Below are 24,352 nucleotides of genomic sequence, written 5' to 3'. Positions count from 1 at the left end.
TACGAACGCTCCCTGCTAGCGTCGTCGCATGGTCTCCGGGGGATTCGCCGTCGTCAGCATCGTCTACCTGGCGGTCGTGCTGCTGTTGCTCGTGCTCGTCGTCGCACTCATCGTGCTCGTGTTCGCCGCGATCCGCGTGCTGCGGTTGACCGCGACCGAGAAGGAACTGCGCATCGACCGGCTCCGCGTGGACTCGCTCGTCGACACGCTCGGGAGCGACGACGGCACCGACGGCACCGACGGCACCGACGGCACCGACGGCACCGACGGCACCGACGGCGCCGACGGCGCCCCTCGCCCCGAGGGACCCGCAGGACCGACCGCGCCGTGACGACCGACCGCTGACCACGGCGGTCGTCCGGTCGGCCCGTCAGTCGTCCAGCTCGGCCTCGCCCGCACGCACGGCGGCGAGCCGCTCGGACCGCTCCGTCGCGGCCCAGGTCCCGAGCAGCGCGAGCGACCGCTCGGACTCGCTGCCCGGCTCCGCCGAGTAGGTGAACATCGTCAGACCCGGGTCGGCGACGAGCTCGAGCGCCTCGAAGTCCAGCTGCAGCTCCCCGACGACGGGGTGCGCGATGCGCTTGCCGCCCCGTCGGTGCACCCGGACGTCGTGGGCAGCCCACCAGCCGCGGAACTCCTCGCTCCGTGTGGAGAGCTCGCCGACGAGCGTCACGAGACCGGGCTCGCAGGGGTTCGCGACGGCCGCGGCGCGGAGGACGGCGACGGCCTCGCGCGCGGTGGCCGCCCAGTCGGGGAAGAACTCGCGCGCGGCCGGGTCGAGGAACGTGAACCGTGCGGTGTTCATGGGGCGCCCGGGGCCCGCGAACATCGGCGCGTACAGGGCCCGTCCGAGCTCGTTCGTCGCGACGACGTCGCCGCGCTCGTTCCGCACCCACGCGGGCGCGCCGGTGATCGCGTCGAGCAGGCGCTGCACGCCCGGCCGGACACGCGTCGGTACGTTCCGGTGCATCACCTTGACGCCGGCGTTGGCCAGACGGGCGAGGTCGAACAGGTGCGTCCGTTCGTCCTCGTCGAGCTGCAGCGCGCCCGCGAGTCCCTCGAGCACGCTGTCCGAGACGCCCTTGAGCGAGCCGCGCTCGAGCCGCGTGTAGTAGTCGACGCTCACCCCGGCGAGCATCGCGACCTCGTGCCGACGCAGACCGGGCACCCGGCGGACGCCGCCCCCGAACGACGGCATGCCGACCTCGTCGGGGGTGAGCCGCGCCCGCCGCGAGGACAGGAAGTCACGGATCTCGTTGCGCACGTCGATACCCATGGCACGAGCGTACGTGGCGGTACCGTCGCGACGACAGGCACCGGCGGTACCCGTGACGGACGGGAGGCGCGGTGCGGGTCGGCACCGCGCCTCCCGTCCGGCGGTGGCCCGGCTAGGAGACGGGCGGGACCGCGTGCACCGGCTCGGTGGCCGCCGGCGCCGCCGTGGCGGCGTCCGCCGCTCGGGGAGTGACCCGCACACGCGCCACCCGGTGCCCGTCCATCTCGGTGACCTCGAGGCGGTGCTCGCCGGTCTCGACCACGTCACCGACCTCGGGTACGCGGTCGAGGTGCACCTGCACGAGCCCGCCGACGGTCTCGTAGTCGCCGTCCGGCAGCAGCGGACCGCCGTCGGCCGCGAGGTCCTCGAGCACGGTCGCACCGTCGATCCCGTCGGACTCGGCGGCCGGCGGGTCGTACTCGTCCCTGATGCGGCCGACGAGGTCCTCGAGCAGCGCCTCGAGCGTGACCATGCCCGCACTGCCGCCGTACTCGTCCACCACGAGCGCGATCTGGTGTCCCTCGGTGCGCATGTCCGCGATGGCACTCGACAGCGACTTCGTCCCCGGCAGCGCGAGCACGGGGCGCACGAGCGTCGAGACGGGTGCCGTCGGGTCGGTCGGGCGGAGCAGGTCGCGGAGGTGCACGAAGCCCGCGACGTCGTCCCGCGAGCCCTCGGTGACCAGGTACCGGGTGTGGCCGACCTCGATGGCGTGGTCGGTCGCGTCCGCGATGCTGAGCGAGGCGTCGATGGTCGAGACGTCGTACCAGGGGCGCATCGACTCGCGGAGGATCCGGTCACCGGCGTCGAGGGCGCTGCGGGCGATGCGACGGCCCTGCGCGTCGATGGCGTCGTGGTCCTCGACCAGACCGCGGAGCTCCTCCGTGCTCATCGACTCGCTGCGGGCGTCCGGGTCGCCACCGAGCAGCCGGACCACGCCGTTCGTGGTCTTCGACAGCACCCAGATCACCGGGCGCATCGCGGTCGCGAACCGGTCGAGCGTCGGCGCGACGGCCATCGAGAAGCCCTCGGCGCGCTGCAGGGCGAGGCGCTTCGGCACGAGCTCGCCGAACACGAGCGACAGGTAGGCGATGACCAGGGTCATCAGGACGAGGGCGACGGCCTCGGCCGCCCCCTGGTCGAGTCCGAGGCCGGACAGCAGCGGCGCGACGTCCGGCGCGATCGACGACGCACCGTACGCGGCCGAGAAGAACCCGGCGACGGTCACGCCGATCTGCACGGCGGACAGGAAGCGGTTCGGGTCACGCCCGAGCGCGGCGACCCGGGCTCCGCGGGAGCCACGTCGCTCGAGCTGCTGCAGCTGTGACTCGCGGAGCGAGACGAGGGCGATCTCCGCCGCGGCGAAGACACCGCCGACGAGCACGAAGAGGATGACGAGCCCGAAGGCGATCCAGGTGTCGGCGTCCATCAGCGGGACACCACCGTGGGTCGGCGACGGGCGGGCGGTCTGTGGTGATCGTCCATGCTGTGATCCTGTACAGCCATGCTGGGACGCCGCCGCGCCGGTGCTGCACGAGTGCTGTGGGTCCGGGGTGCACGGACCGGGACGTCAGCGGTCCCGACGATCCGCCGGGTCGCCCGGGTCGGATCGAGCCCGGGTCGGATCGTGCTCGGGCCGGGTCGTGCTCGGGTCAGATCGTGAGCGAGCGGCCGATGCGGGCCTCGAGCCAGGCCTCGGGGTCGATCGGCGTGACACCGTCCATCAGGACCTCGAGGTGGAGGTGTGCACCCGTCGAGACGCCGGAGGAGCCGACGCTGCCGATGAACTGGCCGGCCTCGACGGTGTCGCCGGCCCGCAGCGGCGACGACCCGGGGATCATGTGCCCGTACAGGGTCGAGACCCGGCGGCCCTCGATCACGTGGTCGATGATCACCGTCGTGCCGTACGAGAAGTACGTGCCCGAGACGCGGACGGTGCCGGCGGCGACGGCGCCGATCGGGGCGCCCATGCCCGGGTTGAAGTCGAGACCCTGGTGGAGCGAGGAGCACGCGGCGCACGGAGCGGAGCGGTACCCGAACCCGGAGCTCATGCGCACCGGGCCGGGGAACGGCGAGCGGACCTCGCCGCCGTACGACACCGCGCCCTCGGCGCCGCCGTCACCGGCGACGACGACCTGCTGCCCGCCGCCGACCGTGAAGTCGTCGCGGTCGAGGGCGGCCGCCGTGACCGCCTGGGTGACCGCGTAGTCCTGGGTGCGGACCTGCGGCGCGAGCGTGGACGTCGCTGACGAGGTGCCGGCACTGGCGTGGGCGGGCATCGCGGACGCGGCGAACATCGCGAGTGCGGCAGCGGCGCTGGTCAGCGTGATGCGGCTCGCTCGGTGCGAGCGGGACGGGCGCGTTGCACGTGCCGAGGGCGTCGCGGCGACCGGCAGCGCGGCACTCCGTCGACGGACGACCCGGGTGATCCGCGCGTCGACGTGCTCGGTGGTGGCACGGGCCTCGGTCGTGCGACGTCCCGACCGCGCAGCGACCGGGACGGTGTGCGGAGCCGGAGCCGGAGCGGCCGACGACTCGGGCGTGCGTCCGGGTGCCGGTGCGGGGGAGACGGTCGCGACCGTCCGGGCCGCGTCCGAGCGGGACGGGCGGGGAGCGCGGGTGCGACGCGCTGCCTTGCCGGCCGCTGCGCGCTCGGCCTCGAGGGCAGCGCGACGGGACAGGTGCACGACCGGGGTCTCCGGCTGCTGCTGGTCGGTGTCGTGTGTCGTCGTCATGGCCGCAGACCATTCTGCACGAGTCTGTCGCTTTGTACAGGGGTGATCGTGATCTTCCCGTTACCGAACGGCTGGCAGTCCGCTGACGTGTCACCGCGGTTGCGTGCCCGCTGGACGTCGCGTCGGTAGTGTCCGAGACCAGCGACCGGAAGGACCTGCGCCATGGCCCGAACGCCGCGGGAACGCCACGAACCCATCGACCTCGCGACCGCCGAGGTCGTGCTCGCCGGCACCCAGGAACTGCTCCCCGTCCTCCGGGCGTCGGCCGTCCGTGCGGGCGTCGACGCCGCCAGGATGCGCGTCGTCGGGGTGGACGACCTCCCCGATCCCCACGAGCACGCCGACGCCGACCTCGCGGTGATCGCGATCCGCCGACCGGGCGACGACCCCGCGTTCCACCGGGCACAGGAGGCCGCGGAGCTCATCGCGCCGCTGCTCGCGCCGAACGCCGTGCGCATCGTCATCACGGTCTCGGGGGTGACCCGGCTCGCCCCGAAGGTCGAGCGGACGCTGACGTCCGAGGTGCTCCACCAGATCGGCGTGGCCTCGGCCCGCTCGGGCTTCAAGCGCCCCTTCCGGAGCATGCGGACCCGCCTCGGGACCGCCGGACTGCGGGCCGCCGGGGTCCGGGTGTTCCGGATCACGATCTGACCCGACCCCACGGCAGGGCCCGACCGGGTATCTTGACGTCGAGAGAAACCGCGCCGCGAGTACCGTGGACGGACCGAGGTCCGGCACGGTCGAACAAGGGAGTACCCGCCAGCATGGCCAAGATCATCTACACGCTCACGGACGAGGCACCGTTCCTCGCCACCCACTCGTTCCTGCCGGTCGTCGAGGCGTTCGCGCGCACCGCGGGGGTCGACGTCGAGACCCGCGACATCTCGCTCTCCGGTCGGATCATCGCCCAGTTCCCGGAGCGGCTCACCGACGAGCAGCGCCTGGACGACGCCCTGGCCGAGCTCGGTGAGCTCGCGGGGACGCCGGAGGCGAACATCATCAAGCTGCCGAACATCTCGGCGTCGATCCCGCAGCTCAAGGCGGCGGTCAAGGAGCTCCAGGCGCAGGGCTACGACCTGCCCGCCTACCCTGACGAGCCCACCACCGACGAGGAGCGCGACGTCCGGGCCCGCTACGACCGCGTCAAGGGCAGCGCCGTCAACCCGGTCCTGCGCGAGGGCAACTCCGACCGCCGCGCGCCGCTGTCGGTGAAGAACTACGCCCGCAAGCACCCGCACCGCATGGGCGCCTGGAGCCACGAGTCGCGGACCAACGTCGTGACGATGGGCAAGGACGACTTCCGCTCGAACGAGCAGTCGTGGATCGCCCCCGCCGACGACACCCTGACGATCGAGTTCGTGGCCGCCGACGGCGACACCACCGTGCTCAAGCAGTCGATCCCCGTCCTCGCGGGCGAGGTCGTCGACGGCACCGTCCTGCACGTCCGCGCGCTCGAGGCGTTCCTGCAGGACCAGATCCGTGCCGCGCAGGACCAGGGCGTCCTGTTCTCGGTGCACCTCAAGGCCACGATGATGAAGGTCTCGGACCCGATCATCTTCGGCCACGTCATCCGGGCGTTCTTCCCGACCGTGTTCGAGCGCTTCGGGGCCGACCTCGCCGCCGCCGGGCTCAACCCGAACGACGGCCTCGGCTCGATCCTCGCCGGGCTCGACAGCGTGCCGAACGGCGCGGAGATCACGCAGGCGTTCGCCGACGGGATCGACGCCGGCCCCGAGCTCGCGATGGTCGACTCGGACAAGGGCATCACCAACCTGCACGTGCCGAGCGACGTCATCGTCGACGCCTCGATGCCCGCGATGATCCGCACCTCCGGCCACATGTGGGGCCCGGACGGCGAGGAGCACGACACCCTCGCGGTCATCCCCGACTCGAGCTACGCCGGCATCTACCAGGCCGTCATCGAGGACTGCCGCGCGAACGGCGCCTTCGACCCGTCGACCATGGGCTCCGTGCCGAACGTCGGGCTCATGGCGCAGAAGGCCGAGGAGTACGGCTCGCACGACAAGACCTTCGAGCTCCCCGATGACGGGAAGGTCCGCGTCGTCACGAGCTCCGGTGAGACGGTCATCGAGCACGAGGTCGAGCAGGGCGACATCTGGCGTGCCTGCCAGACGAAGGACGTGGCGATCCGCGACTGGGTGAAGCTCGCCGTCACGCGCGCCCGTGCCACCGGGTCGCCCGCCGTGTTCTGGCTGGACGAGACGCGCGCGCACGACGCGAACCTGATCGGGCTGGTCCGGCAGTACCTCGGCGAGCACGACACCGACGGGCTGCAGATCGAGGTCATGGCGCCCGAGGACGCCATGCGCTTCTCGCTCGAGCGCATCCGTCGCGGCGAGGACACCATCTCGGTCACGGGCAACGTGCTCCGCGACTACCTCACCGACCTGTTCCCGATCATGGAGCTCGGCACCTCGGCGAAGATGCTCTCCGTCGTCCCGCTCCTGGGCGGCGGCGGGCTGTTCGAGACCGGTGCCGGCGGCTCGGCCCCGAAGCACGTGCAGCAGCTGGTCGAGCAGGACTACCTGCGCTGGGACTCCCTGGGTGAGTTCCTCGCGCTCGCGGTGTCGCTCGAGCACCTCGCGGGTGTGACGGGCAACGCACGGGCGAAGGTGCTGGCGGACACGCTCGACCGTGCCACGGGGACGTTCCTCGACGAGGACAAGTCGCCCGGCCGCAAGCTCGGGTCGATCGACAACCGCGGCAGCCACTTCTACCTGGCGAAGTACTGGGCCGACGAGCTCGCCCGGCAGACCGAGGACACCGAGCTCGCAGCGGCGTTCCAGGGCCTGGCGGCGCAGCTCGACGAGCACGAGCAGACGATCGTCGACGAGCTGGTGGCGGTCCAGGGCAAGCCGGCCGACATCGGCGGCTACTACCGCCCGGACGCGGCGAAGACGAACGCCGTGATGCGTCCGTCGGCCACCCTCAACGAGGCGCTGGCCGCGCTCTAGGCGCGCACCGACGACGGACGGGAGGCGCGGTGCCGGCTGGCACCGCGCCTCCCGTCCGACACGCGGTCGCGCTCAGACCCTGTCTTGGTCGCAGGACATGCCGTCGCCGCCGGATGTGAGCGGCAAGTCGTGCGACCGGGACGATCGCGGGCGGCAAGTCGTGCGACCGGGTCGGCCGAGGGCGGCGCCGCGTCAGCCCTTGGGGACCGGGGGACCGGCGACCAGCAGCGCCGAGAACACCAGCGCGACCGCCACGACCCCGATCGCCACCGACACCCCGGGCCGACGCACCACGAAGAAGAGCAGGCGGTCCCAGACCCCGGACCGCTCGTCGGCGGTCCGTCGCCAGTGGCCCTCGAGCATGCCGCGCCGGGCGACCGCGACCTCGAACGGCACGGTCGCGTACGGCACGACGGCGCTCGCCCACCCGAGCACGAGCGCCCCGACCGACCAGCGCTGGTTCACCGCGACGACCGTCGTCACCACGAGGTACGCCAGGAACACGAACCCGTGGATGCTCCCGCCGATGCGCACGCCCAGATCGCCGGCGTCCAGCCCGTACTTCAGCACCATCCCGGCGATCAGCAGTGTCCAGGTCACGAGTTCGGCCACCGCGGCGGCACGGAACAGGGAGCGAGGGGTCATGCCGACATGGTCGCGCACCCGTCCGGGAGAACCCCCGACACTCCCGACACACCGCCGGTCGTATCGATTCGACCAGGGGAGCGGGTAGCGTCGGGGGCATGTCAGCGCCGACCGAGAGCCGTCCCCTGAACATCGTCGTCTGGAACGAGAACGTGCACGAGAGCCGCGGTGACGCGACCGTGCTCGGGCACTACCCCGACGGCATGCACACCGTGATCGCCGCCGCGCTCCGGGAGCACCACCCCGAGGCATCGGTGGGCACCGCCACGCTGCAGGAGCCCGAGCACGGTCTGACCGCCGAGCGCCTGGCGGAGACGGACGTGCTGTTCTGGTGGGGACACGTCGCGCACCAGGACGTGTCGGACGAGGTCGTCACCCGCGTGGTCGAGGCCGTGCACGCCGGGATGGGCCTGGTCGTCCTGCACTCGGGGCACTACTCGAAGCCGTTCACCCGGCTGATGGGCACGACGTGCTCGCTGAAGTGGCGGAACGACGGAGAGCGCGAGCTCGTCTGGACGATCGCACCCGAGCACCCGATCGCCGCCGGCGTCCCGCACCCGATCGTCATCGACCGCCAGGAGATGTACGGCGAGTACTTCGACATCCCGCGCCCCGACGAGGAGGTCTTCCTGTCGACCTTCGCCGGCGGCGAGGTCTTCCGCTCCGGTGTCGCCTACCGCCGGGGACTCGGCCGGGTCTTCTACTTCTCGCCGGGCGACCAGGAGTACCCCGTCTACCACCACCCGGACATCCAGCGGGTGCTCGCGAACGCGGCGGCCTGGGCGGCCCCGGTGTCCGAGCGACGCGAGCTGACGGCTGACCCCCACCCGCGGGACTGGTTCCTCGCCGGTGGTGCGGGTACACAGGAGGGGTGACCAACCATCTCGACGGTGCGGCCCGCCGCACTGCGGTGATCGAGGCGCTCGAGGTACTCGGATCAGGGCCCGAGGAGCGCTTCGACCGCATCACCCGCATGACGCACGAGGCGTTCGGCGTCCCGTTGACCTTCCTCAACCTCGTCCACCACGACCTCGTCACCACGCAGTCGACGTTCGGGTTCCAGCAGGGCACGAGCGTGCCGGCGACCGGGCAGTTCTGCGCGACGACGGTGCTCACCCCCGAGCCGATGGTCGTCCCGGACACGCTCCTCGACCTCCGCTTCGCCGACACGCCCGCCGTGACCGAGTACGGGGTCCGGTTCTACGCCGGCGCACCGCTGACGATGTCCGACGGCACGCGGGTCGGGACGCTGTGCGTGATGGACGCGCAGCCGCGGGTGTTCTCCGACGAGGACCTCGCGCTCCTCGGGGACCTCGCCCGGTGGGCGGAGCGCGAGCTCGGCCACTCGATCGAGCGGGGCCGGGTACGACGTGTCCTCACCGGGCTCGTGCCCGACCCGGTCACGACCGGGGGAGCCGCGGTCGACGGGTTCCTCGAGCCGGACGAGGACGGGGGCGACCTGGTCGACTGGCGCACCGCCGCGGACGGGTCCGTCCAGGCCACGATCGGCACGGTCACCGCGGGCGGTCGGGCCTCGGCGCTCCTCGCGGCGTCGGTCCGTGCCGCCGTCGTCGCCCGCACGGACCTGCCGCTGCACGACGCGCTCGCCGGCCTGGAGGCGCAGCTCGCCCCCGACCTGTCGGCCGGCGGTGCCGTCGGGTCGCTCCTGCACGTGCGCCTCGACCCGACGACGGGTCACGCCGAGTGGGTCGACGCCGGGCACGGTCCGGCGCTGCTCGTGCGGGCCGACGGGACGGTGGCCGCGCTGCGGTCGTCGGACCTGCCGATCGGCCTGCAGCCGGACACCGTGCCGCGCACGGTCGGCGCGCTGGACCTCGGGCCGGGGGACCGCGTGGTGCTGGCGACCGACGGCGCGCTGGCGCTCGACGGTGTCGGGGACGTGCAGGGGCTCGGAGCGCTGGCGGTGGCGCACCCCGAGGACCTCGTCGCGCACGTCCGGTCGCTCGTCCCCGTCGGTGGCGACGGCGCGGACGTCGCCGTCGTGGTGCTCGCCCGCACCTGACCGCGCGGAGCCGGGGGCGGGTGCCCCTCCGGGTGGACGTGCTGCGGCGTCAGCGGCCGCGGGGCGCCGGTCGTCCGGTGGCTGCCGCGACGAGCAGCGTGGCCAGGAGCGCGAAGCCGGCGAGCTCGACCCCGAGGCCGGCGGTCTTCCAGTAGGCGCTGCCGACGACCTGCGGCTGCGTGATCGCGTCCGGCCACCACGGGTCGAGGAACGGCACCGTGCCGGGGAAGGGGTCGAGCCCGAGGACCACGAGCCCCCCGAGGAGCAGCACCACGCCGAGGCCCGCCATCGCGCCACGGGACCGGTGCAGCATCCGCACGACGAGGGCTGCCGCCATGCCGGCCATGCCGGCCACGGCGAGCAGGAAGGCGATGACGACGACCGGTTGCGGGGTGAGGGCCACCCAGTCGAGCACGGCGATCGGCAGCAGCAGCCACCGTCCCACCCGTACCCAGCGCCGCGGGGCCCGCCATCCGTCCATGCCGGTCACGGTACGGCAGCGCTCGGGGGGTCCCCTGAGGGCCTCCTCCGGGCGGGGCCGGCTGGCTACCATCGAGCACATGGCGCAGGACGGCCGGATCAGGCAGGAGCGGGCGGTGGCGACGCGCGCGGCCCTCATCGAGGCCGCGGCGGCCGAGTTCGACGAGCGCGGCTACCTCGGGGCGTCGATGGACGGCGTCGCCGAGCGTGCCGGCATGACCAAGGGGGCGCTGTACTTCCACTTCCGGTCGAAGGCCGACATCGCCAGCGCGGTGATCGCCCGGCAGGACGAGATCTCCCGGCACTACGCGGAGGTCGCCGCCACGCGTTCGGCATCGCCGCTGGAGTCCCTGATGTGGATGTCGCAGGGCGTGGCGACGCAGATGACGCGGGAGGTCGTGGTCCGTGCGGGGCTCCGGCTCGCCGCGGACCCGAACGCCCGGGAGATCCCGCGCGAGCACCCGTTCGGCCGCTGGGTGGACCACACGGCCGACATCATCCGTCGGGCGATCGAGGTCGGCGAGGTCGACCCGTCGTGGGACCCGGAGCTCGTCGGGCACGTCGTGAGCCCCGCCGTCGCCGGTGTGCAGATGGTGTCGGACATGCTGCACGACCGGGCGGACCTGTACGACCGGCTGCAGGAGCTCTGGACGATGCTGCTGTCGGCGATGGCGACCGAACGGACCCGGGCCGAGGTGCCTCGACTCGTGGCGATCATCCGGCCGGAGGGCCCCGGGGAGGTCTGAGCGACGCGGGTCCCCCCAGGGACACCCACGTCGCTTCTCTTGGAGGATACCAAGGAGTACGTTTCCGCAGCAGCCCCACTTCGCGGGGATGACGACGACGTCGTACCCTGGCCCGATGGGCACCCCGGCGGCCGAGTTCCACGTCGACGTCGAGCTGGTCGTCGCACTGCTCCGTGACCAGCACCCGGACCTCGCCGACCTGCCCCTGCGGGTCGTGGCGAGCGGGTGGGACAACGTCGTGGTCCGTGCCGGTGACGCCCTGGCCGTGCGGCTGCCTCGCCGCGCCGCGGCCGCCACCCTCGTCGAGCACGAGCAGCGGTGGCTGCCGACGATCGCTGCGCTGGTGGGGGACGCCGCACCCGTCCCGGAGCCCGTCCGCACCGGCCGTCCCGCGCTCGGCTACCCCTGGGCGTGGAGCATCGTGCCGTGGTTGCCCGGGCGACCGGCGGGTGAGCAGGCCCAGGGCGTCCGGGTGGCACGGGACCTCGCCGCCGTCGTGACCCGCCTGCACGTGCCGGCACCGGCGGACGCCCCCGCGAACCCGGTCCGCGCCGTCCCGCTCGCGACGCGGAGCGAGGCCGTGACGACGCGACTGGCGACGGACGACGTGCCCCGCGCCGTGGAGCTGGCCACGCTCTGGCGGACCGCTGCCGGTGCGCCGACGCACGTCGGGCCTCCCGTCTGGGTGCACGGTGACCTGCACCCGTTCAACCTGCTCGTCGAGCCGACGCCGCTCGGTGACCGAGGCCTGTCGGCCGTGGTCGACTTCGGTGACCTGACCGCGGGCGACCCGGCGGTCGACCTCGCCACCCGGTGGTTGACGCTCGACGACGCCGGCGGGCGGACGTTCGCGTCGCTCGTCGACGCGGACCCCGCCACCTGGACCCGGGCGCGCGGGTGGGCTGTGTCGATCGCGTCGGCGCTCGCCGTGACGGACGACGACGCGTTCCGGACGGTCGCGGCCCGGGCGATCGACGCGGTGCTGGACGGCTGAGCCCGCAGGGGTTACCGTTCCCTCACCTGTCCGTGCACTGGAGATCGGAGGGGCCTGATGACCCTCGAGTTCCGCGTCCCGCACGACGTCGACACCGACGCCTCTCCCGCCCCGTCCGCCCGACCCGACGCCGTCCGTCGCACCGGTCTCCGTGGTCTGCTCGACCGCCTGGCCGTCCGGCGCGCGGCAGCCCGCGACCGACGGCTGGTCGCCCACCTGCACGAGCTCGACGACCTGCAACGGCTGCTCACCGGCGCACGGGGCGTCGTCGAGCAGGGGTGGATCCAACACTCCTGGTTCGCCTACCTCGACGAGCACGGACGCCTGCGCAAGGCGTCGAGTGCTGCGGCGCTCGCCGCCCAGGGCCGACCGCTCGTCGCCGCCTGCCTGGTGGGGGCCGTCGTCTCGGCGGCGGGTGGCCCGCAGGTCGTGCACTCGCAGCCGGTGCAGCGGGCCCTCGACCTGGTGTGGCACGCCCTGGCCGCCGACGAGGGGCGACCGGTGGTCTGGTGCCCGGCGCCGGACGTCCGGATGGCCCGGGTCCGCGACCTCACCACCTGGAACGACCGACCCGGGCGGAGCGCTGCCGAGGTCGCGTCGCTGCTCCTCACCGCGGAGCGGGTCGCCGTGCACGAGGCCGAGCGGGTCGCCGCCCGACGCGTCCCCCTGCCGACCTGATCGGGGAGCCGGACCGTCCCGGGTCCCACCGGACGACCCGTCGTACCCCGTGCGGCGGGTCGTCCCCGCTGCGGGCAGGATCCCGCAGTAGCCGACCGCTGCTCGACATCGTTACCGTTCTCCCAGGTGACACCGCTCCCTCGCCCGCTGAACTGGGGTTTCTTCCTGCGCGAAATTGCAGGAACTGCACGGATCGGACGTTTGCCGTTGGTCAAGTACCCCGACCCCTGCGTACGGTCGGTCGAGTTCGTGCCCCGTCCGGTGGGGCGTTCGGCCGACCAGGGAGGGGCGCCCAACCGTGTTCCAGTACGTCGTGGAGCGATGGGACCAGATCTGGTTCTCGTCGTGGCAGCACTTCTCACTGGTCGTCCAGTGCACCGTGCTCGCCACGCTCATCGCCGTGGTGCTCGCAGCACTCGTCTACCGCAGTCCGCAGCTGACCTCGATCGCGAACGGGGTGTCCGCCGTCGGGCTGACCCTGCCGTCGTTCGCCGTGATCGGTCTGCTCATCGTGCCGCTCGGGTTCGGCGTCGTGCCGTCCGTCGTCACGGTCGTGTTCTTCGCCACGCTGCCGATCCTGCGGAACGCGGTGGTCGGCCTCGCCGAGATCCCGCCGACGGTCGTCGAGTCGGCGCGGGGGATCGGCATGAGCCGGATGCGCACCCTGCTGCAGGTCGAGCTGCCGATGGCGTGGCCGATCATCCTGAGCGGCGTGCGGGTGTCCGCGCAGATGGTGATGGGCATCGCCGCGATCGCCGCCTACGCGCTCGGCCCCGGCCTCGGTGGCTTCATCTTCTCCGGCCTGTCCCGCCTCGGCGGCGCCAACGCCCTGAACTCCGTCGTCGTCGGGGTGGTCGGGGTCGTCCTGCTCGCCCTCGTCCTCGACCTGCTCCTCATCGGCCTCGGCCGCCTGACCACCCCGAGAGGTATCCGTGTCCAGCACTGACTCCGCCACCACCACCGCCCCCGAGGGCGACGTCACCGGCCGCAGCATCCTGCTCGACGAGGTCACCAAGCGGTACCCGGGCCAGCAGAAGCCCGCCGTCGACGGCATCACGCTCGAGATCCCGGCCGGCAAGATCGTCATGCTCGTCGGCCCGTCCGGCTGCGGCAAGACCACCACGCTGAAGATGATCAACCGGCTCATCGAACCCACCGAGGGCCGCATCGTCGTCGGGGACGAGGACGTCACCGGCATCGACGCCGACGAGCTCCGCCGACGCATGGGCTACGTCATCCAGGCCGGCGGCCTCTTCCCGCACATGACCGTCGCGGCGAACATCGGGATCGTCCCGAAGATGCTCGGCTGGTCGAAGGAGAAGATCGCCGCCCGCGTCGACGAGCTCCTCGACCTGGTCTCGCTCGACCCGGCCACCTACCGCGACCGCTTCCCCCGCGAGCTCTCCGGCGGCCAGCAGCAGCGCGTCGGTGTCGCCCGGGCGCTCGCCGCGGACCCGCCCGTCCTGCTGATGGACGAGCCGTTCGGCGCCGTCGACCCGATCACCCGGCAGCGCCTGCAGGACGAGCTGCTGCGCATCCAGGAGGAACTGCACAAGACGATCGTCATCGTCAGCCACGACTTCGACGAGGCCGTGAAGCTGGGCGACTGGATCGTGATCTTCACCGAGGGTGCGCACATCGTGCAGTACGACACCCCGGAGCGGATCCTGGCCGAACCGGCGAACGAGTTCGTGGAGAACTTCATCGGCTCCGGCGCCGGCCTCAAGCAGCTGACCCTCAACCGCGTGCGGGACGTCGACGTCGTCGACGCCGTGACCTGCTCGCCGGGCGAGGAGGCGAAGGCCGTCCTGCAGCGCATGGACGAGGCCGGACGGCACGGGCACGCCGTCGTGGTCGACCGCCGTCAGCGCCCGATCGGGTGGCCGTCCCGGCGGCAGCTCGAACGCCTCGACCGCATCCCGGAGGGCATCGACCCCGCCCTGCCCGTCGTGGGCGAGGGGGCGACGCTCAACGACGCGCTCGACACCATGCTCGTCTCGAGCGCCGGTGCCGCGCTCGTCACGGGGCGCCGTGACGCCTTCCGCGGCGTCATCACCGTCGAGACCGTCATGGAGGCCATCACCCGGTCCCGTGCGGCCGCCGCGGACGAGCAGGCGTACACGCCGGTCGGTACGAACACGAACCCGATCGAGACCCTGCCGTCCTCGCCCGTGGCCCCGACGGTCGCGACGTCCGGGGAGGACCTGTGACCGCCGTCGCGACCGACGCGCCCGCCGCAGCCGGCCCGGGCACCGCGCAGCGCACCCCCTGGAAGGGCCTGCTCGTCCAGCCGATCGCGATCCTGGTGGTCCTGGCCGCCTGGGTCCTCTGGCTGAACACCGCGGACCTCAGTGCCACCGAGCGCTCGACCCTCAACCCGTCGGGCATCCTCGAGCTCACCGGACAGCACCTCGTCCTGACGCTCCAGGCCACCGTGCTCGTGCTCGTGATCGGCATCCCGCTCGGGGTCCTGCTCACCCGCGGGCCCTTCCGGCGGGCGAGCACCACGGTCATCGCCGTCGCGAACTTCGGACAGGCGGCCCCCGCGGTCGGGCTCATCGTGCTGCTCGCGGCCTGGCTCGGCCTGAACAGCTGGTCGGCGGTCGTCGCCCTCGTGCTCTACGCGATCCTGCCGGTGCTCCGGAACACCATGCTCGGTGTGCAGAGCGTCGACGACCGGCTCGTCGAGGCCGGCCGCGGCATGGGCATGAGCGCCCTCAGCGTGCTGCTCAAGGTCGAACTGCCGCTGGCGGTCCCGGTCATGCTCTCCGGCATCCGGACGGCCCTGGTGCTGCTCGTCGGCACCGCGAGCCTGGCGACCTTCGTCGGCGCGGGTGGCCTCGGGCTCCTCATCACCACGGGCGTGACCCTGTTCCTGCCGAAGGTGCTCGTCTCCGGAGCGCTCCTGGTGGCGCTCCTCGCCCTGACCATCGACTGGATCGGCCGCGTGGTCGAGACGGTCGCACGACCGAAGGGACTCCGATGACGCCCGACGACACGACGCACGCCGACGAGACGACCCGCGAGCAGGGCGTACGTCGCGCCCGCCGCACCGACGGGACGGGCGCCCGCCGCGCCTCCCGTCCGTCCACCGGTCGCCGCTGGGTGGCCGCCGCCGCCGTCGCGGGGGCGAGCGCCCTCGTCCTGACCGGCTGCGGCCTGCAGCCGGCCGCGTCCTTCGTGCCGGGTGCCGCGCCGGGATCGATCCAGCGGATCGACGACCTGCCGGACGACGCGAAGCTGACCGTGACGTCGAAGAACTTCACGGAGCAGCTCGTCCTCGGCAAGATCGCCGTCCTCGCCGCCAAGGCGGCCGGGTTCGACGTCACCGACGAGACGAACGTGCCGGGGTCCGTCGCGGTGCGCGAGCTGATGACCTCGCACGGCGCGGACTTCACGTACGAGTACACGGGCACCGCCTGGCTCACGTTCATGGCGCACGAGCAGGGGATCCCCGACAAGACCGAGCAGTGGCAGGCGGTCAAGGACGAGGACGCCGGCAACGGGTTGACCTGGCTCGAACCGGCGCCGATGAACAACACCTACGCGTTCGCCGTGCGCGACGAGGCGGTGTCCGAGCTCGACGACGTGAAGACGCTGTCGGACATCACGAAGCTGCCGGTCGACCAGCGGACCTTCTGCGTCGAGTCGGAGTTCAACTCGCGTGCGGACGGCTTCAAGCCGATGCTCGAGAAGTACGGCCTGGAGCTCGGCGGGTCCGGCGAGAACGGCGTGCCGACGTCGAACGTCAGCATCCTCGACACCGGCACGGTCTACACCGCGACCGACCGGGGCAAGTGCAACTTCGGCGAGGTCTTCACGACCGACGGCCGCATCAAGTCGCTCGGCCTGACCGTGCTCGAGGACGACCGCGGGTTCTTCCCGGCGTACAACGTCGCACCCGTGATCGACTCCGAGACGCTCGAGGAGTACCCGCAGCTCCGTGACGTGTACGACCAGATCTCGCCGGAGCTCACGGACGAGGCGCTGCAGGAGCTGAACCGCCAGGTCGACGTCGAGGGCCGCGAGCCGGCGGACGTCGCCTTCGACTGGATGGTGGACAAGGGCTTCATCACGGCGCCCTGACGGGTGACTCGGTCGTCCGGGCGAACCGGGTGACCTGTCGGACGGGAGGCGCGGTGCCGGTGGGCACCGCGCCTCCCGTCGTCCGCGGGGTCGCGTCGCTGCTCGCGAGCTCCGGACGGGCTGCATCGCGTCGAGCGCGTGGCCGCGTGGCCGCGTGGCCGCGTGGCCGCGTGGCCGCGTGGCCGGCTCCGGACGGCGCGCACGCCGCGTGCATAGTCTCGGACGCGTGGCGGCTTCGGGACGGGACCTCGGCGACGGGTGCACGCTCACGCTGCGCGACCTGAGCACCGTCGACGCCGTCCACGACCTGGTGCAGGCCAACCTCGCACGCCTCCGGGCCGCGGAACCGTGGGCCTGGGCGCCGGTCTCCCGGGACTCGCTCGTCCTGCACACGGAGCAGCTGCTCGGGCAGTACGCGATGGACCGGGCGGTGCCGTGCGTCGTCCGGGTGGACGGGAGCATCGTCGGCTCGGTGTCGCTCGCGCTCGACCCGTACCTGGGCCAGGCGTCGCTCGGCTACTGGATCGACGAGCGGTACGAGGGGCGCGGCATCGTCCGACGGGCCGCTTCTGCACTGCTCGAGGTCGCGCGCGAGCGGGGGAGTGCCCGGGTGGAGGTCCGCACCGGCGTCGACAACGCCCGGAGCCGGGCGCTGGCCGAGCGGCTCGGGTTCGTGCACGAGGGGACGCTGCGCAGCGCGCTCCCGCTCGGGCCCCGACGGGTCGACGTGGCGGTGTACGGGCTGTTGACCTGACGGTCCTCGGCGGTGCTCCGCCGGGCCCCCGGCGGGACGAACGCTGCGTCAGCGGCCCTGGGACACGCCCGCCCACACGCCGAACGCGCCGCCGAGCAGGAGCAGCACGCCGACCACGATCCAGACCGCCAGCGCGACGAGGTTGAGGAGGATGCCCCACCCCGCTCGGCCACGGGCCATCGGCTCACGACTGCGGGAGGCGATCCCGAGGCACAGGCCGACGACGGGGGCGAAGAAGGTCCACCCGGCGAGCAGCGAGCAGACCCCGAGCACGAGGCTCGCGGTGCCGAGGCCGGTCCGAGGGGTGTGCTGCACGGTGGTCATGTCCCCGACGCTACGGGGTCCTGCTGCCGCGGCGCGTCCCCCGGTGGTGTGACCGCGGGTCCTCCCGGGGACGGACCTCCTGCGGACGGACGGCCGCACGCCGGTATCGTCGGAGCATGGCCCTGTTCGGACGACGCCCCAGGAACGACGTTCGCGACCGCCCGGTCAGCCAGGTGGAGCTGAAGCGGGCCGTCGACGAGGGCTTCCTCATCGCCAGGGCCGCCGTCACCGTCGCGGTGGCGAACCGGATCATCACGAACGCCCTCCGCGACCAGGGGTACTTCGACCACGCCGTCATCGCCGAGGCCACCCGCGAGGAACTGCACCGCATGGCCGAGGAGCAGCGCGGGGACGCCGCCCGCATGCGGGAGATCCGGTCCACGTCGAGCAACAAGCGGGGGCGCTCGCAGCACCAGCACGACTACAAGCGCGGCGACGACCTGAAGCTCCGCACGCGCGAGGCCACCTACGAGCAGCTCGCCGCCATGCTCGACCGGCGGCGCGACGACCAGGGCTTCGTCGACCGCATCGTGCTGCAGGCCCGTGCCCGGGCGTGGGACGACATCGGCACGACCGTCGTCGGACGCCTCGGGTGGGCGCAGCGCCCGACCGAGGACTACGAGATCGGCCGCGACGAACGTCTGCAGCAGATGCTCGACGAGGACTTCGCGGCGCTGCTCGCGGAGCACCCGGCGGGCGCCGAGGCCCCGGTCGCGACGCCGGCCGATGCGGACGAGCCCGACGAGGGCGACGCCGCCGAGGACGGTACGGATCCCGCCGACGCGGACACCGCACGCCCCTGACGACGGGAGTGCAGGACTGGTACTTGATGTACCACCGAGGTTCGTCTACGGTAGAGGTGTAACGCCCCAGGACCATTCGGCACCGCCGGACTCCTGGGGCGATCGTCGTCTCCGGGGGAGTTGATGTGACCGGTCGGGCAGCCGTCGATGCGCTGGACATCGCCGCACTCGCGGGCCTCCCGCGCCTCTTCAGCGCTGCCCGTCTGTGCCCCTACCTCGCCGCGTGCGACGGTGATCGAGCTGGCGCTCTCCGGCTCTACGCCTGGAACATCGAGATGACCGCCGCGTTCTGGGGTCCGATCGCCGTGCTCGAGGTCGCCGTGCGGAACGCGATGCACGACGCCCTGCGTGCTGGACGGAACGACGACTGGTGGAACGACGAAGCGGTGCACCTCATGCCGCGAGAGCGCCGCGCCGTCGACGGTGCCACGGACACGCTGATGCGACGAGGCTTCGCCCGACCGACCGCCGACCAGGTCGTCGCCGCGACGAGCTTCGGGTTCTGGGTCGGGTTGACCGACGCCGGGGTGCCTCGCCACCCGACCCTCAGCTACGAGACCGTGCTCTGGCAACCGCGCCTGACGACGGCGTTCCCGCACCGCGGCACGCTCCGCCGCAAGGGTCTGCACCGCTTGCTCGACGACGTCCGCCGGTTCCGCAACCGCCTCGCGCACCACGAGCCGATCCACACCGCCCCGCTGGGGCACATCCGTGACGACATCGCCAGGATCGCGGGGGCCGTGAGCCGGGACGCCGAGCGACTCATCGTCGCGTCGAGTCGCATCGACGCCGTGCTCGATCGTCGCGACGAGGCGCTGCAGGCGGGTCGGACGGTCATCTGACCGCCCGCGGGGGCGCGCGTCCCTAGGCTCGGGCACATGGTTGATGCGGTGGTCGTCGGTGCCGGACCGAACGGACTCGCGGCGGCGGTGACGCTCGCGCGGGCCGGGCTGTCGGTCGAGGTCGTCGAGCGGAACGACACGATCGGCGGTGGTGCCCGCACGGCACAGCTGACGCTGCCCGGGTTCCACCACGACGTCTGCTCCGCGGTGCACCCCATGGCGCTGCAGTCCGAGTTCTTCCGGCTCTTCCGCATGGAGGACCGCATCGAGCTCCGGCTGCCCGAGGTGCAGTACGGCCACCCCCTCGACCGAGGCCGCGCCGGCATCGCCTACCGCGACCTCGAGCGCACCGCCGAGGGCCTGGGCATCGACGGCCGCGCCTTCCGGAACCTCATGGCGCCCCTGTCCGGCAGCGCCGACCAGGTCGCGGACTTCGCCACCGACGCGCTGCTGCACGTCCCGCGACACCCGCTCACCGTCCTGCGGTTCGGTCTCCGCGCCCTCGAGCAGGGCAGCGCCGCCTGGAACGCCCGGTTCCGCGACGAGGTCGCACCGGCGATGGTCTCCGGCGTCGCGGCGCACTCGATCCAGCACATGCCGTCCCTGTCGACCGCCGCGGCCGCGCTGTCGCTCGGCTCCTACGCCCACGCCCGCGGTTGGCCCGTGCCGATCGGGGGCAGCCAGGCGATCGTCGACGCGCTCGCCGCCGACCTCGTCGCCCACGGCGGCACCATCGAGACCGGGCGCGAGGTCCGGTCCCTCGCCGACCTGACCCCGGCGAAGGCCGTCCTCTTCGACACGAGCGTCCCGGGCATGCTGCACATCGCCGGGAAGCAGATCCCCACCCCGAAGCGCGGGGCGCTGCGCCGCTTCCGGTTCGGCAACGCGGCGGCGAAGGTCGACTTCGCGCTGTCCGACCCGGTGCCGTGGACCAACACCGAGCTGCGGAAGGCCGGCACCGTGCACATCGGCGGCACCCGTGCGGAGATCGCCGAGGCCGAGCACGCCGTGGCACAGGGTCGGCACGCCGAACGCCCGTACGTCCTCGGGAGCGAGCCGACCGTGGTCGACCCGAGCCGGGCCCCGCGCGGCAAGCACGTCTTCTGGGCGTACGCACACGTGCCCGCGGGCTCCGACGTCGACCCGACCGACGCGATCGTCCGGCAGGTCGAGCGCTTCGCGCCCGGGTTCCGCGACACCGTCCTGCAGTCGAGCAGCCGCACGGCCGTCCAGATGGGCGAGTACAACCCGAACTACGTCGGCGGCGACATCGCCGCCGGGGCCGCGAGCTTCTGGCAGCTCGTCAAGCGGCCCGTCCTGTCGTCCGATCCGTGGCGGATGGGCGGCGGCATGTACCTGTGCTCGGAGGCGTCCGCGCCCGGCCCGGGTGTGCACGGCATGGCGGGCTGGCACGCGGCCCGCAGCGCCCTGCGGCACACCTTCGGCCTGTCCGAGCACGTCGACCTCGCACCGGAGGACTGAACCATGGCGAAGAACGTCCGCATCGTGCACTGCAGCCCGGAGGCCGTCTTCGACGTGCTCCGGGACGGCTGGCTCTACCCGACCTGGGTGGTCGGCGCCTCGCGCATGCGCGGTCAGGACCCGGGGTGGCCCGCCGTCGGTACGGAGCTGCACCACTCGTTCGGCATCTGGCCGTTCCTGATCAACGACACGACGATCTCGCTCGAGGTCGACGAGCCCCGGCGGCTCGTCATCCAGGCGAAGGGCTGGCCGGTCGGCGAGGCCCGGGTCGAGGTCGAGGTGGAACCGCACCCGCGGGGGAGCCGGGTGACGCTCCGCGAGAACCCCGTCCGGGGTCCCGGATCACTCGTGCCCGGGTTCATCGCGCAGCCCGGCATCTGGATCCGCAACAACGAGAGCATCCGGCGGCTCCGCTGGGTCGCGGAGGGGCGCGCGGGCGCCCAGTAGACGGTCTGGAGGCTCGTGGCGGCACCGCCACGAGCCTCCGTGCCGCCACCTGGTCACTCCGCGCGACTGAACTCGCTCGCTCGACGCACCTGGTCGTTCGTCAGGGCGACGCCCGTGTACCGCTCGAACTGGCGGGCTGCCTGCAGTGCGATGACCTCGGCGCCGGTGATCACGTGCGCACCCGCGGCGCGACCGGCGCGGACCAGCGGGGTCTCGGCGGGGAACGCGACCACGTCGAAGACGGTCGACGCGGCCTCGACACGGTCCTGCGCGAAGGCGAGGGCGTCCTCGTCCGCACCGCGCATGCCGAGCGGGGTGACGTTGACCAGGACGTCGGCCTCGGGCGCCTCCTGCACGCTCGCGACCCAGTCGAAGCCGTACTGCTCGGCCAGGGCAGGACCGGTCTCCGCGTTGCGCGCGACGACGGTGAGCTGCTCGAAGCCCGCACCGCGGAACGCCGCCGTGACCGCCTTGGCCATCCCGCCGGAGCCACGGAGCACCACGCGGGCCGTCGGGTCGACATCGTGCGTGCGGAGCAGGGACGCGACGGCTTCGTAGTCGGTGTTCGACGCGGTGAGCACACCGTCGTCGTTCACCACGGTGTTGATCGACCGGATGGCGGCCGCGGACTCCTCGACCACGTCGACGAGGGGGATGATCGCCTCCTTGAAGGGCATCGACACCGAGCAGCCCCGGATGCCGAGCGCGCGGATCCCGGTGACCGCGCCGGGCAGGTCGGTCGTGGTGAACGCCTTGTAGACGAAGTCCAGCCCGAGCTCGTCGTAGAGGAAGTTGTGGAAGCGCGTGCCGATGTTGCTCGGTCGGGCCGCGAGCGAGATGCAGACCTGCATGTCCTTGTGGAGGATGGGCATGGCACGAGTCTCCCACGCCCGTGCCGATGGAGCGGTCCACTCCCGGTACCCGACAGCAGTGCCGTCCGGACGGGTTAGTGTGGCGGGATGCCGGTCTCCGTCTTCGATCTGTTCAGCGTCGGGATCGGCCCGTCGAGTTCCCACACCGTCGGGCCCATGCGTGCCGGCGCGGCCTTCGCGGCCGGGCTCGCCGACGCCCCCGTGACCGGGCTCGACGTCCACCTGTACGGCTCGCTCGCCTCGACCGGGCAGGGACACGGCACGCTCGGTGCGGTGCTCGCCGGGCTGATGGGCTCCGACCCCGAGACGGTCGACCCGGACGCGATGGCAGCGGCCCTGGACGACCTCGAACGCACCGGTGTGCTGCGGCTCGCGGGCGGGGCGACGGTGCCGTTCCGCCAGGCCGACATCGTGCTGCACCCGCTCACCATGCTGCCCCGCCACCCGAACGCGATGCGGCTGCGGGCGACCGGTGCCTCGGGGGCGGTCCTCGCCGAGGAGACCTACTACTCGATCGGTGGCGGGTTCATCACGAGCGACACCGAGGGTGCCGTGGCCGAGGCCGCGATCCCCGTCGACGACGCCGTCCCGCACCCGTTCTCGAGCGGCGCCGAACTCCTCGCCGCGTGCGCCGCGACCGGCCTGCCCGTCAGCGGCGTCGCGATGGCGAACGAGACCGCGACACGGACCGGTGCCGAGGTCCGCGCCGGACTCCTGCACGTGCACGACGTCATGCGCGAGAGCGTCGACCGCAGCATCCGCCGCACCGGCACGCTGCCCGGCGGCCTGACGGTCCGGCGTCGCGCGGCGAACTGGCACGAGCAGCTCACCCGCGACGACCCGCACCACGACCCGCTCTTCGCGATGGAGTGGGTGAACCTCACCGCGATGGCGGTCAACGAGGAGAACGCCACGGGTGGCCGGGTCGTCACCGCCCCCACGAACGGTGCCGCCGGGATCATCCCCGCGGTGCTGTACTACGCCCTGACCTACGTCTCCGAGGTCCTCCCGGAGGACCGCGACGACGCCGTGGTCCGCTTCCTGCTCACGGCCGGGGCCATCGGCTCGATCTACAAGGAGCGGGCGTCGATCTCGGGCGCCGAGGTCGGCTGCCAGGGCGAGGTCGGCTCCGCCGCGTCGATGGCGGCGGCCGGGTTGGCCGAGGTCCTCGGTGGGACCCCCGAACAGGTCGAGAACGCCGCCGAGATCGCGATGGAGCACAACCTCGGGCTGACCTGCGACCCGATCGGCGGCCTCGTGCAGATCCCCTGCATCGAGCGGAACGCGATCGCGGCGAACAAGGCGATCAACGCGGCCCGGATGGCGCTGCGCGGGGACGGTGTGCACCACGTGTCCCTCGACCAGGTCGTCGAGACGATGCGGCAGACCGGTGCGGACATGTCGACGAAGTACAAGGAGACCGCGATGGGCGGACTGGCGGTCAACGTCCCCCTCTGCTGAGCGGCCGCAGCGCGCTGCGTCGTGGCGACGGCCCCGGTACGACCGCCCGGGCCGGTCAGTGGACCTGCATCTCCAGCGGGATCGCGCGCGGTGCGACGTGGTGCTGCCCGTCGTCGGTGCGGACGATGAGTGCGGGACGCCCCGGAGTGTCGAGGACGTCCACCGCCGTCCCGGCGACGAGTCGCCCGCGGTCGCGGTAGCGGACCACCGCGTGGATCGGGACGTCGTCGGCGGGGACCGGTCGCCACCGTGGTGCTCGTGCGCGCTCCGTCTCCATCACTCCACCTCCATCACTCCACCATGGCGTCTGTCCGATTCGCGCACCAAATCGCTGAACGCTGCTCACGTGCACTGCCGGGAGGCGCTCCGGCCGCCGCGGGTACGGTCGGACGCATGAGCGACACGGACCACGACCACCTCGGCGACGGCGTCGACATGTCCTTCGAGGAACGCCGACAGGACACCCTCCGCAGGATGTCCGGGTCGGACGAGCACGACGCCGACCCGCGCGTCGAGGTCTCCCGCGTCGAGGACGGGGACGTGCGCATCGACGTCGCGGACTCCGCGGCCGTCCGCCCCGGGGACGCCGACGGCACCGACCCCCGGACCGACGCGACGCAGGACCCCCACCCCGCCGACTGAGCCCTCCCTCGCACGACGCGACCCCGGCGACACCTCGCACCGCGGTACCGCTGCGAGCACCCGCCGACGGTGCGTCCCGCGGGAAGG

General features: G+C 72.7%; 27 protein-coding genes. 19 read left to right on the top strand and 8 right to left on the bottom strand.

Annotated elements, in window-relative coordinates:
* The first annotated feature begins 28 nt into the window (after positions 1-28).
* Positions 29-331: a hypothetical protein gene (locus tag NI26_RS16700; RefSeq protein ID WP_066657348.1), complete on the top strand. Its 303-nt coding sequence runs from the start codon at positions 29-31 to the stop codon at positions 329-331.
* Positions 332-370: 39 nt separating this feature from the next.
* Here the strand turns inward: NI26_RS16700 and NI26_RS15620 are convergent, their stop codons facing one another.
* From NI26_RS15620 to NI26_RS17330, 3 genes are all read right to left on the bottom strand, one after another.
* Positions 371-1,276 carry a helix-turn-helix transcriptional regulator gene (locus NI26_RS15620; protein WP_200884122.1) on the bottom strand — a complete coding sequence of 302 codons (906 nt, stop codon included), beginning with the start codon at positions 1,274-1,276 and terminating at the stop codon, positions 371-373.
* Between the two features lie 112 nt (positions 1,277-1,388).
* On the bottom strand, positions 1,389-2,705 hold the full coding sequence (locus tag NI26_RS15615) for a hemolysin family protein (RefSeq protein ID WP_066657346.1): 1,317 nt from the start codon (positions 2,703-2,705) through the stop codon (positions 1,389-1,391).
* Positions 2,706-2,928: 223 nt separating this feature from the next.
* Positions 2,929-4,011: a M23 family metallopeptidase gene (locus tag NI26_RS17330; RefSeq protein WP_066657344.1), complete on the bottom strand. Its 1,083-nt coding sequence runs from the start codon at positions 4,009-4,011 to the stop codon at positions 2,929-2,931.
* 162 nt (positions 4,012-4,173) lie between these two features.
* Between NI26_RS17330 and NI26_RS15605 the strand changes: the two genes are divergently transcribed.
* Positions 4,174-4,662 carry a hypothetical protein gene (locus NI26_RS15605; RefSeq protein WP_066657341.1) on the top strand — a complete coding sequence of 163 codons (489 nt, stop codon included), beginning with the start codon at positions 4,174-4,176 and terminating at the stop codon, positions 4,660-4,662.
* A 113-nt stretch (positions 4,663-4,775) separates the two neighbouring features.
* Positions 4,776-6,986 carry an NADP-dependent isocitrate dehydrogenase gene (locus tag NI26_RS15600; protein ID WP_066657338.1) on the top strand — a complete coding sequence of 737 codons (2,211 nt, stop codon included), beginning with the start codon at positions 4,776-4,778 and terminating at the stop codon, positions 6,984-6,986.
* Positions 6,987-7,178: 192 nt separating this feature from the next.
* Here the strand turns inward: NI26_RS15600 and NI26_RS15595 are convergent, their stop codons facing one another.
* Complete coding sequence (locus tag NI26_RS15595; RefSeq protein ID WP_066657335.1) at positions 7,179-7,631, bottom strand: DUF3817 domain-containing protein; 453 nt, start codon at positions 7,629-7,631, stop codon at positions 7,179-7,181.
* Positions 7,632-7,729: 98 nt separating this feature from the next.
* Between NI26_RS15595 and NI26_RS15590 the strand changes: the two genes are divergently transcribed.
* Together NI26_RS15590 and NI26_RS15585 are read left to right on the top strand one after the other, a co-directional pair.
* The gene (locus tag NI26_RS15590; protein ID WP_200884121.1) at positions 7,730-8,506 is read left to right on the top strand and encodes a ThuA domain-containing protein; all 777 of its coding nucleotides are present in this window, start codon (positions 7,730-7,732) and stop codon (positions 8,504-8,506) included.
* Positions 8,503-9,654 carry a PP2C family protein-serine/threonine phosphatase gene (locus tag NI26_RS15585; protein ID WP_066657332.1) on the top strand — a complete coding sequence of 384 codons (1,152 nt, stop codon included), beginning with the start codon at positions 8,503-8,505 and terminating at the stop codon, positions 9,652-9,654. Before NI26_RS15590 ends, NI26_RS15585 begins: the two co-directional genes overlap by 4 nt.
* Positions 9,655-9,703: 49 nt before the next feature.
* Here the strand turns inward: NI26_RS15585 and NI26_RS15580 are convergent, their stop codons facing one another.
* Positions 9,704-10,135: a hypothetical protein gene (locus NI26_RS15580; protein ID WP_158407778.1), complete on the bottom strand. Its 432-nt coding sequence runs from the start codon at positions 10,133-10,135 to the stop codon at positions 9,704-9,706.
* Between the two features lie 79 nt (positions 10,136-10,214).
* Here NI26_RS15580 and NI26_RS17230 point away from each other — a divergent pair, with 79 nt between their 5' ends.
* The 8 genes from NI26_RS17230 to NI26_RS15540 all read left to right on the top strand — a co-directional run bounded on the left by NI26_RS17230 (position 10,215) and on the right by NI26_RS15540 (position 17,392).
* On the top strand, positions 10,215-10,880 hold the full coding sequence (locus NI26_RS17230) for a ScbR family autoregulator-binding transcription factor (RefSeq protein WP_066657319.1): 666 nt from the start codon (positions 10,215-10,217) through the stop codon (positions 10,878-10,880).
* 115 nt (positions 10,881-10,995) lie between these two features.
* A complete protein-coding gene (locus tag NI26_RS15570) occupies positions 10,996-11,874 on the top strand; it encodes an aminoglycoside phosphotransferase family protein (RefSeq protein WP_066658835.1) in 879 nt (292 codons plus the stop codon).
* A gap of 57 nt (positions 11,875-11,931) precedes the next feature.
* A complete protein-coding gene (locus tag NI26_RS15565) occupies positions 11,932-12,552 on the top strand; it encodes a DUF6197 family protein (RefSeq protein WP_066657317.1) in 621 nt (206 codons plus the stop codon).
* Between the two features lie 298 nt (positions 12,553-12,850).
* Positions 12,851-13,498 (top strand): ABC transporter permease, encoded by a 648-nt coding sequence (locus NI26_RS15560; RefSeq protein ID WP_066657303.1) that lies wholly within the window; start codon positions 12,851-12,853, stop codon positions 13,496-13,498.
* Positions 13,485-14,762: an ATP-binding cassette domain-containing protein gene (locus tag NI26_RS15555; RefSeq protein WP_066657297.1), complete on the top strand. Its 1,278-nt coding sequence runs from the start codon at positions 13,485-13,487 to the stop codon at positions 14,760-14,762. Before NI26_RS15560 ends, NI26_RS15555 begins: the two co-directional genes overlap by 14 nt.
* Positions 14,759-15,538, top strand: a complete 780-nt coding sequence (locus tag NI26_RS15550; RefSeq protein WP_081985155.1) for an ABC transporter permease — start codon at positions 14,759-14,761, stop codon at positions 15,536-15,538. Before NI26_RS15555 ends, NI26_RS15550 begins: the two co-directional genes overlap by 4 nt.
* The gene (locus NI26_RS15545; protein ID WP_081985153.1) at positions 15,535-16,638 is read left to right on the top strand and encodes a glycine betaine ABC transporter substrate-binding protein; all 1,104 of its coding nucleotides are present in this window, start codon (positions 15,535-15,537) and stop codon (positions 16,636-16,638) included. Before NI26_RS15550 ends, NI26_RS15545 begins: the two co-directional genes overlap by 4 nt.
* Positions 16,639-16,864: 226 nt before the next feature.
* Positions 16,865-17,392 carry a GNAT family N-acetyltransferase gene (locus NI26_RS15540; protein ID WP_066657295.1) on the top strand — a complete coding sequence of 176 codons (528 nt, stop codon included), beginning with the start codon at positions 16,865-16,867 and terminating at the stop codon, positions 17,390-17,392.
* Positions 17,393-17,440: 48 nt separating this feature from the next.
* On the opposite strand, the gene NI26_RS15535 is transcribed toward NI26_RS15540, so the two are convergent.
* A complete protein-coding gene (locus NI26_RS15535; RefSeq protein WP_066657293.1) occupies positions 17,441-17,716 on the bottom strand; it encodes a hypothetical protein in 276 nt (91 codons plus the stop codon).
* Positions 17,717-17,832: 116 nt separating this feature from the next.
* Between NI26_RS15535 and NI26_RS15530 the strand changes: the two genes are divergently transcribed.
* The 4 genes from NI26_RS15530 (at position 17,833) to NI26_RS15515 (ending at position 21,290) form a co-directional block, all read left to right on the top strand.
* Positions 17,833-18,519 (top strand): hypothetical protein, encoded by a 687-nt coding sequence (locus NI26_RS15530; protein ID WP_066657291.1) that lies wholly within the window; start codon positions 17,833-17,835, stop codon positions 18,517-18,519.
* A 125-nt stretch (positions 18,520-18,644) separates the two neighbouring features.
* Positions 18,645-19,361 carry a hypothetical protein gene (locus tag NI26_RS15525; RefSeq protein ID WP_235426401.1) on the top strand — a complete coding sequence of 239 codons (717 nt, stop codon included), beginning with the start codon at positions 18,645-18,647 and terminating at the stop codon, positions 19,359-19,361.
* Between the two features lie 36 nt (positions 19,362-19,397).
* Entirely contained in the window at positions 19,398-20,843 is a 1,446-nt protein-coding gene (locus NI26_RS15520) for a phytoene desaturase family protein (RefSeq protein ID WP_066657289.1), read from the top strand.
* A 3-nt stretch (positions 20,844-20,846) separates the two neighbouring features.
* Positions 20,847-21,290, top strand: coding sequence for an SRPBCC family protein (locus tag NI26_RS15515; protein ID WP_066657286.1), 444 nt, complete (start codon positions 20,847-20,849; stop codon positions 21,288-21,290).
* A gap of 53 nt (positions 21,291-21,343) precedes the next feature.
* Here NI26_RS15515 and NI26_RS15510 read toward each other — a convergent pair whose 3' ends face one another.
* On the bottom strand, positions 21,344-22,162 hold the full coding sequence (locus tag NI26_RS15510) for a shikimate 5-dehydrogenase (RefSeq protein WP_066657283.1): 819 nt from the start codon (positions 22,160-22,162) through the stop codon (positions 21,344-21,346).
* 87 nt (positions 22,163-22,249) lie between these two features.
* Here NI26_RS15510 and NI26_RS15505 point away from each other — a divergent pair, with 87 nt between their 5' ends.
* Entirely contained in the window at positions 22,250-23,623 is a 1,374-nt protein-coding gene (locus NI26_RS15505) for an L-serine ammonia-lyase (protein WP_066657280.1), read from the top strand.
* 55 nt (positions 23,624-23,678) lie between these two features.
* Here NI26_RS15505 and NI26_RS15500 read toward each other — a convergent pair whose 3' ends face one another.
* Positions 23,679-23,900, bottom strand: a complete 222-nt coding sequence (locus NI26_RS15500; protein WP_066657269.1) for a hypothetical protein — start codon at positions 23,898-23,900, stop codon at positions 23,679-23,681.
* 116 nt (positions 23,901-24,016) lie between these two features.
* Between NI26_RS15500 and NI26_RS15495 the strand changes: the two genes are divergently transcribed.
* Positions 24,017-24,265, top strand: a complete 249-nt coding sequence (locus tag NI26_RS15495; RefSeq protein WP_066657266.1) for a hypothetical protein — start codon at positions 24,017-24,019, stop codon at positions 24,263-24,265.
* Positions 24,266-24,352 lie beyond the last annotated feature (87 nt).

The sequence above is a fragment of the Curtobacterium sp. MR_MD2014 genome (assembly GCF_000772085.1).
GTDB lineage: Bacteria > Actinomycetota > Actinomycetes > Actinomycetales > Microbacteriaceae > Curtobacterium.
This window is presented reverse-complemented; position numbering and strand designations above follow the sequence as displayed.

Coding starts and splice junctions, on each gene's coding strand:
- NI26_RS16700 (WP_066657348.1), top strand. CDS start 29: ATGGTCTCCGGGGGATTCGCCGTCGTCAGCATCGTCTACCTGGCGGTC.
- NI26_RS15620 (WP_200884122.1), bottom strand. CDS start 1,276: ATGGGTATCGACGTGCGCAACGAGATCCGTGACTTCCTGTCCTCGCGG.
- NI26_RS15615 (WP_066657346.1), bottom strand. CDS start 2,705: ATGGACGCCGACACCTGGATCGCCTTCGGGCTCGTCATCCTCTTCGTG.
- NI26_RS17330 (WP_066657344.1), bottom strand. CDS start 4,011: ATGACGACGACACACGACACCGACCAGCAGCAGCCGGAGACCCCGGTC.
- NI26_RS15605 (WP_066657341.1), top strand. CDS start 4,174: ATGGCCCGAACGCCGCGGGAACGCCACGAACCCATCGACCTCGCGACC.
- NI26_RS15600 (WP_066657338.1), top strand. CDS start 4,776: ATGGCCAAGATCATCTACACGCTCACGGACGAGGCACCGTTCCTCGCC.
- NI26_RS15595 (WP_066657335.1), bottom strand. CDS start 7,631: ATGACCCCTCGCTCCCTGTTCCGTGCCGCCGCGGTGGCCGAACTCGTG.
- NI26_RS15590 (WP_200884121.1), top strand. CDS start 7,730: ATGTCAGCGCCGACCGAGAGCCGTCCCCTGAACATCGTCGTCTGGAAC.
- NI26_RS15580 (WP_158407778.1), bottom strand. CDS start 10,135: ATGGACGGATGGCGGGCCCCGCGGCGCTGGGTACGGGTGGGACGGTGG.
- NI26_RS17230 (WP_066657319.1), top strand. CDS start 10,215: ATGGCGCAGGACGGCCGGATCAGGCAGGAGCGGGCGGTGGCGACGCGC.
- NI26_RS15570 (WP_066658835.1), top strand. CDS start 10,996: ATGGGCACCCCGGCGGCCGAGTTCCACGTCGACGTCGAGCTGGTCGTC.
- NI26_RS15565 (WP_066657317.1), top strand. CDS start 11,932: ATGACCCTCGAGTTCCGCGTCCCGCACGACGTCGACACCGACGCCTCT.
- NI26_RS15545 (WP_081985153.1), top strand. CDS start 15,535: ATGACGCCCGACGACACGACGCACGCCGACGAGACGACCCGCGAGCAG.
- NI26_RS15535 (WP_066657293.1), bottom strand. CDS start 17,716: ATGACCACCGTGCAGCACACCCCTCGGACCGGCCTCGGCACCGCGAGC.
- NI26_RS15530 (WP_066657291.1), top strand. CDS start 17,833: ATGGCCCTGTTCGGACGACGCCCCAGGAACGACGTTCGCGACCGCCCG.
- NI26_RS15520 (WP_066657289.1), top strand. CDS start 19,398: ATGGTTGATGCGGTGGTCGTCGGTGCCGGACCGAACGGACTCGCGGCG.
- NI26_RS15515 (WP_066657286.1), top strand. CDS start 20,847: ATGGCGAAGAACGTCCGCATCGTGCACTGCAGCCCGGAGGCCGTCTTC.
- NI26_RS15510 (WP_066657283.1), bottom strand. CDS start 22,162: ATGCCCATCCTCCACAAGGACATGCAGGTCTGCATCTCGCTCGCGGCC.
- NI26_RS15505 (WP_066657280.1), top strand. CDS start 22,250: ATGCCGGTCTCCGTCTTCGATCTGTTCAGCGTCGGGATCGGCCCGTCG.
- NI26_RS15500 (WP_066657269.1), bottom strand. CDS start 23,900: ATGGAGACGGAGCGCGCACGAGCACCACGGTGGCGACCGGTCCCCGCC.
- NI26_RS15495 (WP_066657266.1), top strand. CDS start 24,017: ATGAGCGACACGGACCACGACCACCTCGGCGACGGCGTCGACATGTCC.